Origin of the sequence: Acutalibacter muris (assembly GCF_002201475.1) — a bacterium.
Lineage (GTDB): Bacteria > Bacillota > Clostridia > Oscillospirales > Acutalibacteraceae > Acutalibacter > Acutalibacter muris.
Map to the genome: position 1 here is coordinate 1,690,603 of NZ_CP021422.1, position 14,824 is coordinate 1,705,426.

At 55.0% G+C, this 14,824-nt stretch carries 12 protein-coding genes, 1 tRNA gene and 1 other RNA gene; 9 read left to right on the forward strand and 5 right to left on the reverse strand.

Annotated features, from left to right (window positions below; translation table 11 throughout):
- Positions 1–906 (forward strand): ornithine carbamoyltransferase, encoded by a 906-nt coding sequence (argF, locus tag ADH66_RS08560; protein WP_066533500.1) that lies wholly within the window; start codon positions 1–3, stop codon positions 904–906.
- On the opposite strand, the gene ADH66_RS08565 is transcribed toward argF, so the two are convergent.
- Together ADH66_RS08565 and ADH66_RS08570 are read right to left on the reverse strand one after the other, a co-directional pair.
- A complete protein-coding gene (locus ADH66_RS08565) occupies positions 881–1,960 on the reverse strand; it encodes an AI-2E family transporter (RefSeq protein WP_066533498.1) in 1,080 nt (359 codons plus the stop codon). The two genes, argF and ADH66_RS08565, sit on opposite strands and share 26 nt — an antisense overlap.
- A gap of 132 nt (positions 1,961–2,092) precedes the next feature.
- Positions 2,093–2,362 carry a helix-turn-helix domain-containing protein gene (locus ADH66_RS08570; RefSeq protein ID WP_066533496.1) on the reverse strand — a complete coding sequence of 90 codons (270 nt, stop codon included), beginning with the start codon at positions 2,360–2,362 and terminating at the stop codon, positions 2,093–2,095.
- A 244-nt stretch (positions 2,363–2,606) separates the two neighbouring features.
- Here ADH66_RS08570 and ADH66_RS08575 point away from each other — a divergent pair, with 244 nt between their 5' ends.
- From ADH66_RS08575 to ADH66_RS08590, 4 genes are all read left to right on the forward strand, one after another.
- Positions 2,607–4,052: a nicotinate phosphoribosyltransferase gene (locus tag ADH66_RS08575; protein WP_066541540.1), complete on the forward strand. Its 1,446-nt coding sequence runs from the start codon at positions 2,607–2,609 to the stop codon at positions 4,050–4,052.
- A gap of 32 nt (positions 4,053–4,084) precedes the next feature.
- Positions 4,085–4,473, forward strand: an RNA gene (gene rnpB, locus ADH66_RS08580) — RNase P RNA component class A.
- A 75-nt stretch (positions 4,474–4,548) separates the two neighbouring features.
- Positions 4,549–6,387, forward strand: a complete 1,839-nt coding sequence (gene recQ, locus ADH66_RS08585; protein WP_066533494.1) for a DNA helicase RecQ — start codon at positions 4,549–4,551, stop codon at positions 6,385–6,387.
- A 5-nt stretch (positions 6,388–6,392) separates the two neighbouring features.
- Positions 6,393–7,736, forward strand: a complete 1,344-nt coding sequence (locus tag ADH66_RS08590; RefSeq protein WP_066533493.1) for an MATE family efflux transporter — start codon at positions 6,393–6,395, stop codon at positions 7,734–7,736.
- Between the two features lie 132 nt (positions 7,737–7,868).
- On the opposite strand, the gene ADH66_RS08595 is transcribed toward ADH66_RS08590, so the two are convergent.
- Positions 7,869–7,954 (reverse strand) — tRNA-Leu (locus ADH66_RS08595).
- A 182-nt stretch (positions 7,955–8,136) separates the two neighbouring features.
- Here ADH66_RS08595 and ADH66_RS08600 point away from each other — a divergent pair.
- The 3 genes from ADH66_RS08600 to ADH66_RS08610 are packed head-to-tail and all read left to right on the forward strand — an operon-like array spanning position 8,137 to position 10,624.
- On the forward strand, positions 8,137–9,093 hold the full coding sequence (locus tag ADH66_RS08600; RefSeq protein ID WP_066533491.1) for an ROK family protein: 957 nt from the start codon (positions 8,137–8,139) through the stop codon (positions 9,091–9,093).
- Positions 9,094–9,097: 4 nt separating this feature from the next.
- Positions 9,098–10,144, forward strand: coding sequence for an aldose epimerase family protein (locus ADH66_RS08605; protein WP_066533489.1), 1,047 nt, complete (start codon positions 9,098–9,100; stop codon positions 10,142–10,144).
- Between the two features lie 57 nt (positions 10,145–10,201).
- Positions 10,202–10,624 (forward strand): bis(5'-nucleosyl)-tetraphosphatase, encoded by a 423-nt coding sequence (locus ADH66_RS08610; RefSeq protein ID WP_084384147.1) that lies wholly within the window; start codon positions 10,202–10,204, stop codon positions 10,622–10,624.
- Here the strand turns inward: ADH66_RS08610 and ADH66_RS21415 are convergent, their stop codons facing one another.
- Positions 10,625–12,061, reverse strand: a complete 1,437-nt coding sequence (locus tag ADH66_RS21415; RefSeq protein WP_269466835.1) for a DapH/DapD/GlmU-related protein — start codon at positions 12,059–12,061, stop codon at positions 10,625–10,627.
- A 58-nt stretch (positions 12,062–12,119) separates the two neighbouring features.
- Between ADH66_RS21415 and rbsK the strand changes: the two genes are divergently transcribed.
- On the forward strand, positions 12,120–13,046 hold the full coding sequence (rbsK, locus tag ADH66_RS08620; protein WP_066533488.1) for a ribokinase: 927 nt from the start codon (positions 12,120–12,122) through the stop codon (positions 13,044–13,046).
- Between the two features lie 57 nt (positions 13,047–13,103).
- On the opposite strand, the gene ADH66_RS08625 is transcribed toward rbsK, so the two are convergent.
- A complete protein-coding gene (locus ADH66_RS08625) occupies positions 13,104–14,798 on the reverse strand; it encodes a glutamine--tRNA ligase/YqeY domain fusion protein (RefSeq protein WP_066533486.1) in 1,695 nt (564 codons plus the stop codon).
- Positions 14,799–14,824: the final 26 nt, after the last annotated feature.

The following is a 14,824-nucleotide window of genomic DNA, read 5'->3' on the forward strand; positions in this document are numbered from 1 at the left end:
ATGGAGCATTTACTAAAGCTTTTGGACATGAGCGGCGAGGAGATAATCGAGGTGCTGAACCTTGCCGACCAGCTTAAATACGAGACAAAGCACGGCATCGAGCACCCGCACTTAAAGGGCAAGTGCCTTGGAATGATTTTTGAGAAGTCCTCCACCCGCACAAGAGTCTCCTTTGAGGTGGGGATAAATCAGCTGGGGGGCTACGCCGTGGTGCTGTCTTCAGAGGGCTCCCAGATAGGCAGGGGCGAGCCGGTGCAGGACACGGCGCGGGTGCTGTCAAGATATGTGGACGGCATTATGATACGCACCTTCAGCCAGCAGGAGGTGGAGGACCTGGCAAAATACGGCAGTGTGCCGGTGATAAACGGCCTGACAGACTTCTGCCATCCCTGTCAGGTGCTGGCGGACCTTATGACTATCCGGGAATTTAAGGGTTCACTGGATGGCCTGAAAATGTGCTTCATCGGGGACGGCAACAATATGATGAACTCCCTTGTTGTGGGGGGACTAAAGGTCGGTATGGCCGTCTCTGTTGCCTGCCCGGAGGGCTACCGCCCGCCAAAGGAGATACTTGACTTTGCAAAGAATTATGACTGCTTCGAGCTGACTGACGATCCTATGCAGGCGGCAAAAAACGCCGATGTGGTCATCACCGACGTGTGGACCTCCATGGGCCAGGAGGAGGAGCGTCAAAAGCGCGAGGCGGCCTTTAAGGGCTACTGCGTGAACAAAGAGCTAATGGCCCAGGCCAAGCCCGACGCCATGGTACAGCACTGCCTGCCAGCCCATAGGGGAGAGGAGATTACCGAAGAGATATTCGAGCAGAACGCCCAGCATATCTTTGAGGAGGCCGAGAACCGCCTGCACGCCCAGAAGGCGGTCATGGTGAAGACGATGGCGAAATAAGCCTAGGCAGTATCCCGGCATTACGCAATAGGGAGTACAGCATAAAGAGCCCGGCGGTGTAGACCAATACCCAAAGGCTGCCTGCCGCCAGCGAGAAATAGACCGCCGCCAGCATGGTTAGCGGGTGTAGCTTTGCCGTAGAGGCCACCAGCTTCGGCTCTATAACCTGGCGCACGCAGCCCATTACTGCCCACCCCACCAGGACCCCGGCCGCCCGGCCATAGGACCCGCAGAGGGCTTGCCAGACCGCTATGGGGCCCAGGACAAAGCCGGGCCCAAGCACGGGAAGTATATCGGCGAAGCATGTGATAACTGCGCTTATGAGGGGGTACGGCACGTTTAAGATGGACAGTATAACGAAGGCTTCGCAGAAGCTGATTAAATATATCAGCACATAGGACAACAGATACTTTTTTCCGGCGCCGGAGGAGTGCGCAGCAGCACGCCGGAGCTGACCGGCAGCTTTATCGCTTAAAAATCCCCTGGCCCAGCCGCGCAGCCTGTCAAAATCCCGGGCAAGGAAGAAGGCTGAAAAGCCCGTCACCAGGGCCATTGCCAGCAGGACCGGCAGCGACCCCAGCACGCCCAGCACTCTGTTCAGCGCGGCCATGGCCAGGTCCGCGCTGTTCTTCAAGAATTCCATCAGTTGTTCCCGGTGACGCTCCAGAAACTCCGCGTCTATCTGACGAACTAGATCCCCAAGCCACCGAAAGAATCTCTGCACCGGCGGGGAAAACTCGGGAAACCCGCCGCCGGCGGCCCTTGCGAGAAAGTCCGCCAACTCCCGCACGCCGAGGAACGTTAAGAGTATCAGCGCCGAGAGCAGCAGCGCCAGCGCCAAAGCCGTGACTGCCCCGGAGGCGGCAGCCCTGCTTAGGCGCAGTTTACCCTGAGTCCACCTTATGACCGGCTGCAACGCCGCAGCTATAAGAAGGCCCAACAGGAACGGCAATGAATAGATAAAGGTGGCTTTCCAAAGAAGGAAGGCAAGGCTGTATACGGCAAAAAACACCCCAATGGGGGCCAGACGTTTTAGCTCCTCTGTGTGAAACATATACGCCTCCATATCCGATACTAAATACACTATGGTAATATGGGGACATTTGGACAAAATATGCGTGAGCGCATCACATGAAAATGCCCCGCCGGCGTCAAAAGCCGCAGCGGGGCATATAGATATGCTTTTTTAGGAATTATGCTGCTGGGGCCGTTCCTCGCCTGTCAGCAACCACATGACCGATACGCCCAAAATCTGGGAAAGGGCCAGGAGCTCCGTGTCCGTCACGTACCGTATCTGCCCCTCGAGCTTTGAAAGCCCGGAGGCGTTAAGGTCAACGCCCCGCACCTGTAGCTGGGCAAGAAGCTCCTTCTGCTTCATGCCCTGATTTCTGCGGGCATTCTCCACCCGTGCACCGATCAGATTCTTTGTGCCTAATGGCTGCCCCCGCAGTCTCATAGCATATTCACTCCCTTGAGTATCTTAGTTTTAACTTTAGGTTTTATATAATATATTTTCCCTCATTACATATATACATTATAATAGCATATTTGTAAAAAATCAAGTACCTTTTAGAAATAAATTTGTCATTGTGCCAGAAAGGAAAAATAAGGCTGTACTTTTCATCTTTGGCCTGCTATAATATACAAAATATGAAGATACACAGATGAGAAATCAGAGAGGACGATTCCTAATGAGCAAGATGTTTTCACAGCGCGAGCTGACCATGCTCACCGACTTTTACGAGATAACCATGGCCAACGGATATTTTTTGGAGGGCTTTAAGGACACTATATGCTATTTTGATATGTTTTTCCGCAAGCTGCCCGATAACGGCGGCTTTGCCATAATGGCTGGGGTGGAGCAGCTGGTGGAGTACCTGAAAAACCTGCACTTCTCCACGGAGGATATTGAATACCTCTCGGGGAGGCATATGTTCAGCGGGGAGTTTTTGGAGTATCTCCGCAATTTCAAGTTCTCCTGCGACGTATGGACTATCCCGGAGGGTACGCCTATTTTCCCCGGCGAACCTGTTGTTACCGTTCGCGGCCCTGTCATACAGGCCCAATTTATCGAGACCATGGTACTGCTGTGCATAAACCACCAGAGCCTTATAGCCACCAAGTCGAACCGAATAGTCCGCGCGGCCCAGGGGCGTGCTGTAATGGAGTTTGGCTCGCGCCGGGCACAGGGCTTCGATGGGGCCGTATACGGCGCAAGGGCGGCATATATCGGCGGCTGTGCCGGCACGGCCTGCACCATCAGCGACCAACTCTTTGGGGTTCCGGCACTGGGCACAATGGCACATAGCTGGGTACAGCTCTTCGACTCCGAGTACGAGGCCTTTAAGGCCTACGCCAAGGCATATCCCAACAACTGCGTGCTGCTGGTGGATACCTATAATGTGCTGAAATCCGGCGTGCCCAACGCCATAAAGGTCTTTAACGAGGTGCTGGTGCCAAATGGCTACCGGCCCACGGGCATCCGCATAGACAGCGGCGATATCACCTATCTGTCCCGCAAGGCCCGCAAGCTGCTGGACGATGCGGGCTTTGAGGACTGCCAGATATGCGCGTCCAACTCCCTGGACGAATACATTATCCGCGATATGCTCATCCAAGGGGCGAAGGTGGATTCCTTCGGCGTGGGCGAGCGGCTGATAACCTCCTCCTCCGAGCCTGTGTTCGGCGGGGTATACAAGCTGGTGGGCGTTGAGAACCCGGACGGCACAGTAAAGCCCAAGATAAAGATAAGCGAGAATGTTGTGAAGATAACCACGCCCTGCTTCAAGAACGTGTGGCGGCTTTTTGATAAAGAGACCGACAAGGCCATTGCCGACGTGGTCACTATGCACGACGAGGTGATAGACGAGGAACAGCCCTATGTGCTGTTCGACCCAAACCATACCTGGAAACGCAAGACAGTGGAGAATTTCCACGCTGTGCCCCTGCTGACACAGATATTTAAAAACGGCGAGTGCGTCTACACACCCCGGGCTCTTAACGCCATCAAGGCCTACTGCGCGGCCCAGGTGGACACACTATGGGAGGAGGTCACCCGGTTTGAAAACCCGCACAGCTACTATGTGGACCTGTCCCAGAAGCTCTGGGACGAGAAGAACCGTATGCTCTCAGAAAAAAACTATTGACATAAAAGAGAGTATGAATTAAAATGATAACGTGAGCAAGCCGGGCAGTTGCGGGCGCAGGGTGAAAACCCGCGTCTGAGGAAAGTCCGAGCTTCATAGGGCAAGGATAACGGCTAACCGCCGCCGGGGGCGACCCCAGGGAAAGTGCAACAGAGATATACCGCCTGATTTGGGGCGCAAGCCACAATATCATGGTAAGGGTGGAAAGGCGAGGTAAGAGCTCACCGGCGCGGGGGAGACCCCGCGGCCCTGTAAACCCTATCCGAAGCAACACCGTGGAGGAACAGGAGACTTTAGCGTCAGCTAAATGTCTTCAGCGCGGCCCGCGCGTTCCGTGGAGGTGGCGCGAGCCCGTCGGCAACGGCGGGCCAAGATAGATGACTGCTCAAGACAGAACTCGGCTTACAGACTTGGTCACATCAGGAAAAGGGGCGCATAATGTGCCCTTTTTTGCTTGAATAGAAATGAGAGCGTTTAAAAGCGAGGAGCCGGCAGTATGGAAAAATTATCTCTATTGAAGACGTTTTTCGGCCATGACAAGTTCAGGACCGGGCAGGAGTTACTTATAGACGCCCTGCTTTCCGGCCGGGACGTGTTGGGGGTAATGCCCACAGGGGCGGGCAAGTCGGTATGCTATCAGCTGCCGGCCCTGATGCTGCCGGGGATCACTCTGGTGATATCCCCGCTTATCTCTCTGATGAAGGATCAGGTGGGGGCCCTTTTACAGTCCGGCGTACCGGCGGCGTACCTCAATTCCTCCCTGTCACAGGAGGAGTATTATCAGGTTATGGCTGGAGTGCGGCGGGGGGAGTACAAGCTCTTATACGTTGCCCCCGAGAGACTGCTGGCCGAAGGATTCCTGTCCCTTGCAAAAAGGACGCCCATATCCCTGCTGGCGGTGGACGAGGCCCACTGTGTCTCCCAATGGGGCCAGGATTTTAGGCCCAGCTACTTACAGATACCTGAGTTCATCAAAGCCCTTCCAAAGCGCCCAGTGCTTGGGGCCTTTACGGCCACAGCCACCCGGCAGGTGAAGGCGGACATAGCAAGGCTCCTTCTGCTAAAGGAACCGCTGGGGGTGACCACCGGCTTTGACCGTCCCAACCTGTTTTTCAGCGTGGAAAGGCCCAAAAATAAAGCCGCTTGGCTTTGCAGCTTTTTGAGGTCTCGCCCACAGGAGAGCGGCATAGTCTACTGCTCCACACGCAAGCAGGTAGAAGCTATCTACGAGATGCTGGGAGCAAGGGGCATAGCCGCCGCCCGGTACCACGCGGGGCTCTCCGACGAGGAGCGCCGCATGAACCAGGAGGAATTTGTAAACGACAGGGTACGGGTTATGGCGGCAACAAACGCTTTTGGTATGGGCATAGACAAGTCCAACGTGAGCTTTGTGGTGCATTATAACATGCCAAAGGATATAGAGAGCTATTATCAGGAGGCCGGTCGGGCGGGCCGGGACGGTTCCAACGCCCAATGTGTGCTGCTGTTTTCCCCGGGCGACGTGAACACGGCAAAGTATCTTATATTTAACTCCCAGGATAATGAGAGTCTGACAGAAGCGGAGCAGGACATACTGCGCCAAAGGGATATGGAGCGCCTAGATAAAATGACTGGCTACTGCAAAACGGCTGGATGTCTTAGGTCCTACCTTCTGGAATATTTCGGAGAGGAGACCCTCGGGGAGTGCGGCAGCTGCGGAAACTGCCAAAAGGGGCTTGAGAGCCGGGATATCACTGTTGAGGCCCGGAAAATACTATCGGCAGTGGCCAGAGCACAGCGCAAATACCGCCGTGGGATTGGTGCCGGTTCCATTGCGCTTATGCTCGTGGGAAGCAGGGAACAGAAGGTCTCCAGGCTGGGCCTTGACCGGCTGTCCACATACGGCATAATGAAGGACGTGGACCGGGGGCTTATCCGGGACTACATGGACTTTCTGATACAGGAGGGTTATCTCTGCACCGAGGGAGGTGAATACCCGGTGGTGCGCCTTGGCGCAAACGCCCGGGGAGTGCTGTCGGGGGAGGAGCGCGTGACTTATCTATACAGAAAGACCGAATGGGCCGAGAACGTCTCTGCCGCTGCGGCGAAGGTCCAGGAGGGCGGTCCGCTGTATGAGGAGCTTCGGGCCCTTCGGCGGCAGTTGGCCCAGGCCGCGGGGATACCGCCGTATATGATATTCAGTAACGCAGCCCTGGAGGATATGGCCCGACGCAGGCCAAGGGATATGGAAGGATTTCTTATGGTCTCCGGCGTGGGGGAGGTCAAGGCCAAAAAGTACGGCAAGGCCTTTCTCCAGAAGCTCAGGGAGTGGGAAGAGAAGGAACAGGAGGGATAGACAGAATGAACCAGGACCTTACCCAGGGCCCGGTTGTGGGCGGACTGCTTCGCTTTGCCGTGCCCATGATACTTGGCGACCTTTTGCAGCAGTGCTATAATATTGCCGATACCCTGATAATAGGGCGGTGCCTTGGGCCAAACGCTCTAGCTGCGGTGGGCTCCTCCTTCACGCTGATGACCTTTCTCACCTCTATACTCCTGGGCCTCTGCATGGGCAGCGGCACCGTATTCTCTATACGCTTTGGCCAGAGGGACCAGGCGGGGCTGCGGGAGGGAGTATTCGCCGCTTTCGCGCTGGTAGCAGGGCTTACAGTGGTGCTAATAGCTGCCGCTTTCGCCACTCTAAAGGATATCCGGCTTTTTCTCAATGTGCCCGGGGCGGTTTGGGGAATGATGCGGGAGTATCTTTTCGTCATCTATACCGGCATATTGGCAGTGTTTCTCTATAATTTTTTTGCCTCCTTCTTGCGGGCTGTGGGGAACTCCGTAGTACCTCTAGCTTTTTTAGCAGTGTCGGCGCTATTGAATATTGTGCTGGACCTATGGTTCGTTATCGGCCTTGAGTGGGGAGTGCCGGGCGCGGCAGCGGCCACGGTCATATCACAGTATCTGTCTGGGCTTGGTATAGCAGTGTACAGTCTTATTAAATTCCCTCAGCTTCGTCCCGGAAAGCAAATGCGCATAAGCCTTCAAAGTGTTAAATCTATTTCAAGCTTCTCAGTGCTGACTTGTGTGCAGCAGTCGGTCATGAACCTGGGCATTTTGATGGTGCAGGGGCTGGTCAACAGCTTCGGTCCTACGGTCATGGCGGCATTTGCAGCGGCGGTGAAGGTAGATGCCTTCGCTTATATGCCGGTGCAGGACTTCGGCAACGCCTTCTCCACCTTCATCGCCCAGAACTACGGCGCAGGGGAAAAGGAGAGGATAAGAAAAGGGCTTCGTTCCGCAGTGCTGGCAGCGTTTATCTTCTGTACAGCTGTGTCCCTGCTGGTGTTTATCTTTGCAGGGCTCCTGATGGGGCTGTTTGTAGACGCCGGAGAGAGCGCAATAATTGCCGAGGGCGTTGCGTATCTGCGCATAGAGGGGGCGTTCTACTGGGGCATCGGCTGTCTTTTCCTGCTGTATGGCCTGTATAGGGGCCTTGGCAGGCCAGGGATGTCCGTGGTGCTGACGGCGGTATCTCTGGGCACCAGGGTGGCGCTGGCATATATCCTGTCGGGCCTGGTGGGCGTAACGGGCATATGGTGGTCCGTCCCCATAGGCTGGGTGCTGGCAGATATTGTGGGCTTGGCTTACTACATGCTGAAGGTAAAAGAGCCGAAAATAAAGGGGGAGACGCAAAAATAGCGGGTACAGAAACGCATCCGCCAAAAAGTTACACACACGCAAAAGTTCCTGGAATCGAAGATTCCAGGAACTTGGGGACTTGGGCCACGGACTACACAAACGAAAACCTTGGACCCTGCGGGTCCAAGGTTTTGGTGCCGCTGACCGGACTTGAACCGGTACGGCATCGCTGCCGAGGGATTTTAAGTCCCTTGTGTCTGCCATTCCACCACAGCGGCTCATCTGTAATATTTTAACATGTACCGAAGAAAAAATCAAGTACGGCGGGAAATTTTACCCCTAAAAATTTTTGAAAAAACTTCTTGAAAATATTTGCTTTCCAGCCAGGAATATAGTATACTACTAACAGAAGAGGGCCCTCATATGGGTGGCCCCAATTATCGTAAAGGAGCATTTGCTTATGTATTATCTGGGAATCGACCTGGGCGGTACCAATATCGCCGTGGGAGTTGTGGACGAGGACTGTAAAATAGTCGCTAAGGCCAGCTCCTCCACTGCCACCGAAAACGCCGAGCAGATAGCCGACGCCATGGCCGCCACTGCCAGGCAGGCTCTTGAAAAGGCCGGGATCACTCTTAACGATGTGCCCTGGGTGGGCTTGGGCTCTCCTGGTACGATCAATAAGGCCACGGGCATTATTGAGTACGCCAATAATCTCCCCTTCCTAAACACCCCCATGCAGAAGATGCTCTCCGAGCGCCTGGACGGCAAGCAGGTTTATATGGAGAACGATGCCAATGCTGCGGCCTTTGGCGAGTACATGGCTGGGGCCCTCAAGGGGGCGCAGGTCGCCATGGCCATTACCCTTGGCACAGGCGTGGGCGGCGGCATCATTATCGATGGCAAGATTTTCTCCGGCAGCAACTTCGCCGGGGCAGAGCTTGGCCACACTGTAATAGTTGCCGACGGCTGGCCCTGTACCTGCGGGCGCCTTGGCTGCTGGGAGGCCTACGCTTCTGCTACCGGCCTTATCAAGCGCACCAAGAAGCATATGCAGGACGCGCCAAAGGGGTCTGCCCTCTGGAACCAGGTGGGCGGCGACATCGATAAGGTCAATGGCCGCACTGCCTTTGACGCTATGCGCCAGGGCGACCCGGTGGGACAGAAGATAGTAGACGAGTACATAAAATATCTGAGCGTGGGACTTATCAACATGATCAATATCTTCCAGCCCAACATACTGTGTGTGGGCGGCGGCGTTGGCAACGAGGGCGAGAGTCTGCTGGAGCCTGTGCGCGCGATAGTTGAGAAGGAGCAGTACGGCCATAATCCCGACGCGGCCACCAAGATCTGCAAGGCTCAGCTGGGTAACGACGCGGGCATAATCGGCGCGGCCATGCTGGGCAAGGAAGGTTGAGCCTATGTCTGTAGAAGTAAAAGAGTTTGGGATTCTGCCGGACGGCAGGCCTGCACATGCCTATACCCTGAAGGGCAAGGGGAATTTAGAGCTGACCGCCAGCGACTACGGCTGCCGTATACTGCACCTGATGGCCCCGGACAGGGACGGCAGAAGGGGGGATATGCTGCTTGGACATAATACCCTTGAGGGATACCTGGGTAAAAACTTTCAGGGGGCCACGATAGGCCGTGTGGGCAACCGTATAGGCGGCGCGTGTTTTACCCTTGAGGGCCAGGAGTATCACCTGGCAAAGAACGACGGAGAGAATTCCCTTCATGGTGGGCCAGGGGGGTTCCATCAGGCCCTCTGGCAGGCTGAGGTGAGGGACGGCGACGAGCCTGAGATCATCTTCACCTTAGAGAGTCACGACGGCGAGGAGGGCTTTCCCGGGAACATAAGGGTGCAGGTGATCTATAGGCTGGACGAGGAGGATTCCTTGCTTATCACCTATCGGGCAAAAACGGACAAGCTGACCCTTTTTAACCCCACCAATCACAGCTTCTTCAATCTCTCCGGCGACCCGGAAAAGAAGGTGCTGGACACATATCTAACCATCAACGCCACAAGGTATACCGCAGTCAGTGACGACCTAATACCCACCGGGGAGCTTCTTTCGGTAGACGGCGGACCTTTGGACTTCCGCAGCCCCAAGAAGCTGGGGGAGGATATGTTCAGCTCCGACCACCTGGTAAACCTATGCGGCGGTTTTGATCACAACTTCTGTTTGGACGGCACAGGCTTCCGCAAGGTAGCCGAAGCCTATGAGCCGGACAGCGGCAGGGTGATGGAGGCCTTCACCGATATGCCCGGTATGCAGCTGTACACCTTCAACAGGCCCGACGAGGGGCTTATTGGCAGGGACGGCAAGCAGATGGGCCCCCACACGGCTTTCTGCCTTGAGACCCAGTTTTACCCGGACACGGTCCATCACCCGGATTTCCCCGGGGGATATCTGCGCCCGGAGGAGGAGTTTATCAGCAAAACCTCCTATAAGTTCTCTGTAAAGTAAAAGTAAAAGGGCCTGGTGAAATCAAGCCAGGCCCTCTTTGATTTGGAGGAAATAGATATGAAACTGAACGTAAAGATGGAAAAATCCTGCGGCGCTGTAATCTGGCGGGAGCAGGAGAGCCTGCCCCATGTTCTGGTCCTGCAGCACCAGAACGGTGGGCACTGGGCGTTCCCAAAGGGCCATGTAGAGGGGAAGGAGACAGAGGAGCAGACGGCGCTCAGGGAAATAATGGAGGAGACCGGGCTTAAAGTTAAACTTGACCCGGGCTTTCGCAGGGTGGTGACCTTCTCCCCAAAGCCCGGGGTAATGAAGGACGTGGTATACTTTGCTGCCCAGCCCATAGGAGGGAAACTCCGGCGGCAAGAGGAGGAGGTCGTGGACCTCCGCTGGCTGACACTTGGACAGGCGCTAAAGCTTGTCACTTATGAGACGGATAGGGCCGTGCTCAGGGACTTTGCGCAGGGGTATGTTTTTCCTTGATTATTCAGGCTTATGGGCAGAGAAGCCCTCGGAAATTTCTGGGAAATTCTCAACAGAGTCCGCCTCTGTTATCTCGCGTATCACACGGCAGGGGACACCGGCTGCAAAAGAATTTGGGGGAATATCCCGGGTAACAACGCTGCCCGCGCCGATAACACAGCCGTGGCCGATAGTGACTCCTGGGCAGACCACCACGTTGGCCCCGAACCAGCAGTCGCTGCCGATATGTACAGGCTTTGCCCAACAGAGATGCTTTGGGTTGCCCTCGGAATCATAGAGCTCACGGCGCTCACCGGGGAGCAGGGGATGCACCGGGGTTACGATGGTGACGTTTGGGCCGAAGTTGCAGTCGTCACCGATGGTAACCTCTGCGTCGTCTTGTACGGTAAAGTTAAAGTTGGCAAAAAACCTCTTGCCTATCTTAGTGTGCTTTCCATAATGGAAGGCGATGGGCCCTTGTATGCGGCCGCCCTCGTCAAACTCACCGATAATCTCATGGAGTATAGCGGAGCGCTTTTCATACTCGTCCTCATGGGTCATATTGTAGTCCACATTAAGGTTATGGGTGCGAAGCTTTATGGCCACAAGCTCCGGGTCCCCGGGGGCGAACAGTACGCCTCTGTTTATCCTGGCTTCTTCCTTTGTCATATGAGTAACTCCTTTATAGGTTTTATGTATATTGTCCACCACACTGCCTGGAAAAGCAAGAGGAGGCTCCAGGTGGCTTTTCTGCCGCTCAAGTTTTCCACAGCGGAACAAATAGGCCTCACCGAAAAGTTCGGCCTTGCCCTCGTGTATGTAAAAATATGAGCCGTCAGTGAGAAGGTAAATAGGCGTTTTGAAAGTATCCGGGCATACGATGTCAGCATAGAAGCTTTTGCCGTCCAGAGTAAGGTTTTGGTTATCGTTATAGTGTGGAAGGAGGTTGATGTCCGTCAGCCCCAGCCCAGGACGAAAACGCTCAAAATTTGGATCTTTACTCTCGCCGGGCAGTTCCGGGCAGACATAGACAACCTCTGCACAGTTCATGCTGCCTGCGCTTTGAGCTACGATTATTCCGTCAAATTCCGCTAGAATGTCTCTTAACCCGATCCTCTGGAAAAATAGGTTTTGGGTAGGGAGATGTCCGCCGGATAGGAATATTACATCTGCCTGAGCTGCCAGCTTTTCCAGCGCCCATGCGTTGCGCCCATCGATCAGCACACATTCGCCGAACCGTATATCCTCCCTTTCCAGAGCGTCTATCGTATTCTGGAACCAGTCGGATATTTTTTCGTTTGGTTCGGGACTGCTGGAAATGTATAGCATTAGCTTCGTTTCCCGCAGGCACTTTTTAAAAAGGGTCAGGAAGCCGAAACGGTCGTCAATCTTTCCGGCCATACGCCTGCCGTTCAGGTTGGCTGTAGCGTCAATCTTGCTGGTTAAAAATAGATCCAATGCTAATTTTCCCCACTATTCAAATAAAATATAACTAATTGAAAAGGAGTGCTAAAGAGTGAAAAAAGTTCTAGTAATAGGCAGCATTAACTGTGACTACGTGATAAACGTCCCCAAAATGCCCGAAACAGGGGAGACCCTGCTCTGCGGCGGTTATGAGCTGGCACCCGGAGGTAAGGGGGCCAATCAGGCCTACGCTCTCGCCAAGCTGGGCGGCAAGGTGGCCATGCTGGGAGCTGTAGGAGACGACGGGCCGGGTGAGAAACTTCTTGGGAATCTCCGAGCGGTGGGGGTAGATGTTTCAGAGATTATGACCCTCCCGGGAGAGAGCACCGGCACGGCATTTATATTTGTGGACAGCGCCGGCTCCAACAGCATCCTCGTTTCCCAGGGGGCCAACCTCCGGGTAAACGAGGAGTATATCAAGAAGCATGATAGAAGGTTCAGGGAATGCGATATAGTGGTGCTGCAACTGGAGATACCTCTGGACACGGTGCTGTATTGCGCCAGGCGGGCAAAGGAGCTTCAAAAGACGGTGATACTGGACCCTGCCCCTGCCCGGGCGGACATACCAAGGGAACTCTATCGGTGTGTGGACTATATCAAGCCTAACGAGGTGGAGCTGGGTATGCTTCTGGAGGACAGCAAGGCTCGTAATCATCTGGAGGAGTCCACAGCGGTTTTACAGAGCTGGGGAGTAAAGAACGTGGTGGTGACTATGGGGGATAAGGGGGCGTTCCTCCGGGACGAAGCCGGACGGACCCGGAATTTTCCGCCTGTCACCGGCTTGCAGGTGGTAGATACAACTGCCGCCGGTGACAGCTTCACCGCCGCCTTGGCCTATGGGCTCTCAGAGGGGAGAGGGCTCCGGGACGCACTGGAGCTTGCCATATACGTATCGGGGCTCGTGGTGACCCGGCGGGGAGCCCAAACCTCCATACCTGGGAGGGAGAGGGTTAAAGAGTTCATGGCGCGGAACAAATAGCTTATGGAGGGATCAGCGCTTATGTGTTCATATAGCGCTATTAAAGATATTGGATAATCATTTCCCAGGCTTAAACCCATCCTTGAGCTTTACCGAGCGGTTAAACACCAAGCGCCCAGGCTTATTGTCCTTGCTGTCCGCACAAAAGTACCCCTGACGCATGAACTGGTAGCTCTCGCCGGGCTTCGCCCCGGATAGTGAAGCCTCAGCCTTGCAGCCTGTGAGCACCTCTAAAGAGTCCGGGTTCAAGTAGTCCAGAAAGTCGCCCTCCTCCGGGTTGTCCACTGTAAACAGGTTATCGTATATACGCACCTCGGCGTCCACAGCCGTTCCAGCGTCCACCCAGTGTAAAGTGGCCCCCTTTACCTTGCGCCCGTCCGCAGGATCTCCGCCCCGGCTGTCCGGGTCGTATTCGGCGGTTATCTCCGTTATATTGCCGTCTCCATCAGCTGTAAAGCCAGTGCACTTCACGATATACGCCCCCTTCAGCCGGCACTCCGGCCCATCAGGGTACAGGCGTTTATACTTGGGCACAGGCTCCGAAAGGAAGTCCTCGGCCTCTATCCAAAGTTCCCTGGAGAAGGTTATCTCCCTACTGCCGTCCTCGGGCCGGTTGGGGTTGTTTTCCACTGTAAACGTCTCTGACTTGTCAACCGGGTAGTTAGTAATAACCAGCTTTACCGGGTGCAGCACTGCCATCACCCGCCGGGCTGTCATATTCAGGTCCTCGCGCAGGCAGTATTCCAAAAACGCATACTCCACCGTGGAAGCAGCCTTCGACACGCCGTTCCTCTCTGAGAAATTGCGTATGGCCCTGGGGGTATATCCCCGGCGGCGCAGGCCGCAGATAGTGGGCATACGGGGGTCATCCCAACCGTCAACATAGCCCTTCTCCACCAGCACTCTCAGCTTGCGCTTGCTCAGCACCGTATTATTGATGCCCAGCGGCGCAAATTCAATCTGGCGGGGCTTAGAGGGCAGCGTCACGTTCTCAACCACCCAGTTATAAAAGGGCCTGTGCGCTTCAAACTCTACGGTGCACAACGAGTGGGTGATATGCTCCATAGCGTCCTCAAAGGGGTGGGCATAGTCGTACATGGGATAAATGCACCACTTGTCGCCGGTCCTATGGTGGGAGGTGTGATTTATGCGGTATATCACCGGGTCGCGCATATTGAAGTTGCCCGAGGCCAAATCTATCTTGGCCCGCAGGGTCATGCGGCCGTCCTCAAACTCTCCGGCCCGCATACGTTTAAACAGCTCCAAACTCTCCTCCTTGGGACGGTCCCGGTAAGGGCTCCTGGCGGGAGTAGTCAAGTCCCCGCGCATTTCCCTCATCTGCTCCTGGGAGAGCTCGCAGACATAGGCAAGGCCCTTCTCTATCAGCTCGACAGCGCCCTGGTACATCTCCTCGAAGAAGTCCGATCCGTAATAGAAGCGGTCCCCCCAGTCGTATCCAAGCCAGTGAAGGTCCTCCTTTATGGCCTTCACATACTCAACATCCTCCTTGGTGGGATTGGTGTCATCCATCCGCAGGTTACAGATACCACCGAAACGCTCCGCTGTGCCAAAGTCCACATAAATTGCCTTTGCGTGGCCAATGTGCAGGTAGCCGTTGGGTTCCGGCGGAAACCGTGTGTGCACCTGCATACCCTCAGTGCGTCCCCCGGGCCCGATATCCTCCTTTACAAACTCGTCTATAAAGTTTGTGCTGACAATCTCCGTATTCCCGCCTTTATATTCCTCGCTCATGATATTCCCTTCTTTTCATATTATTT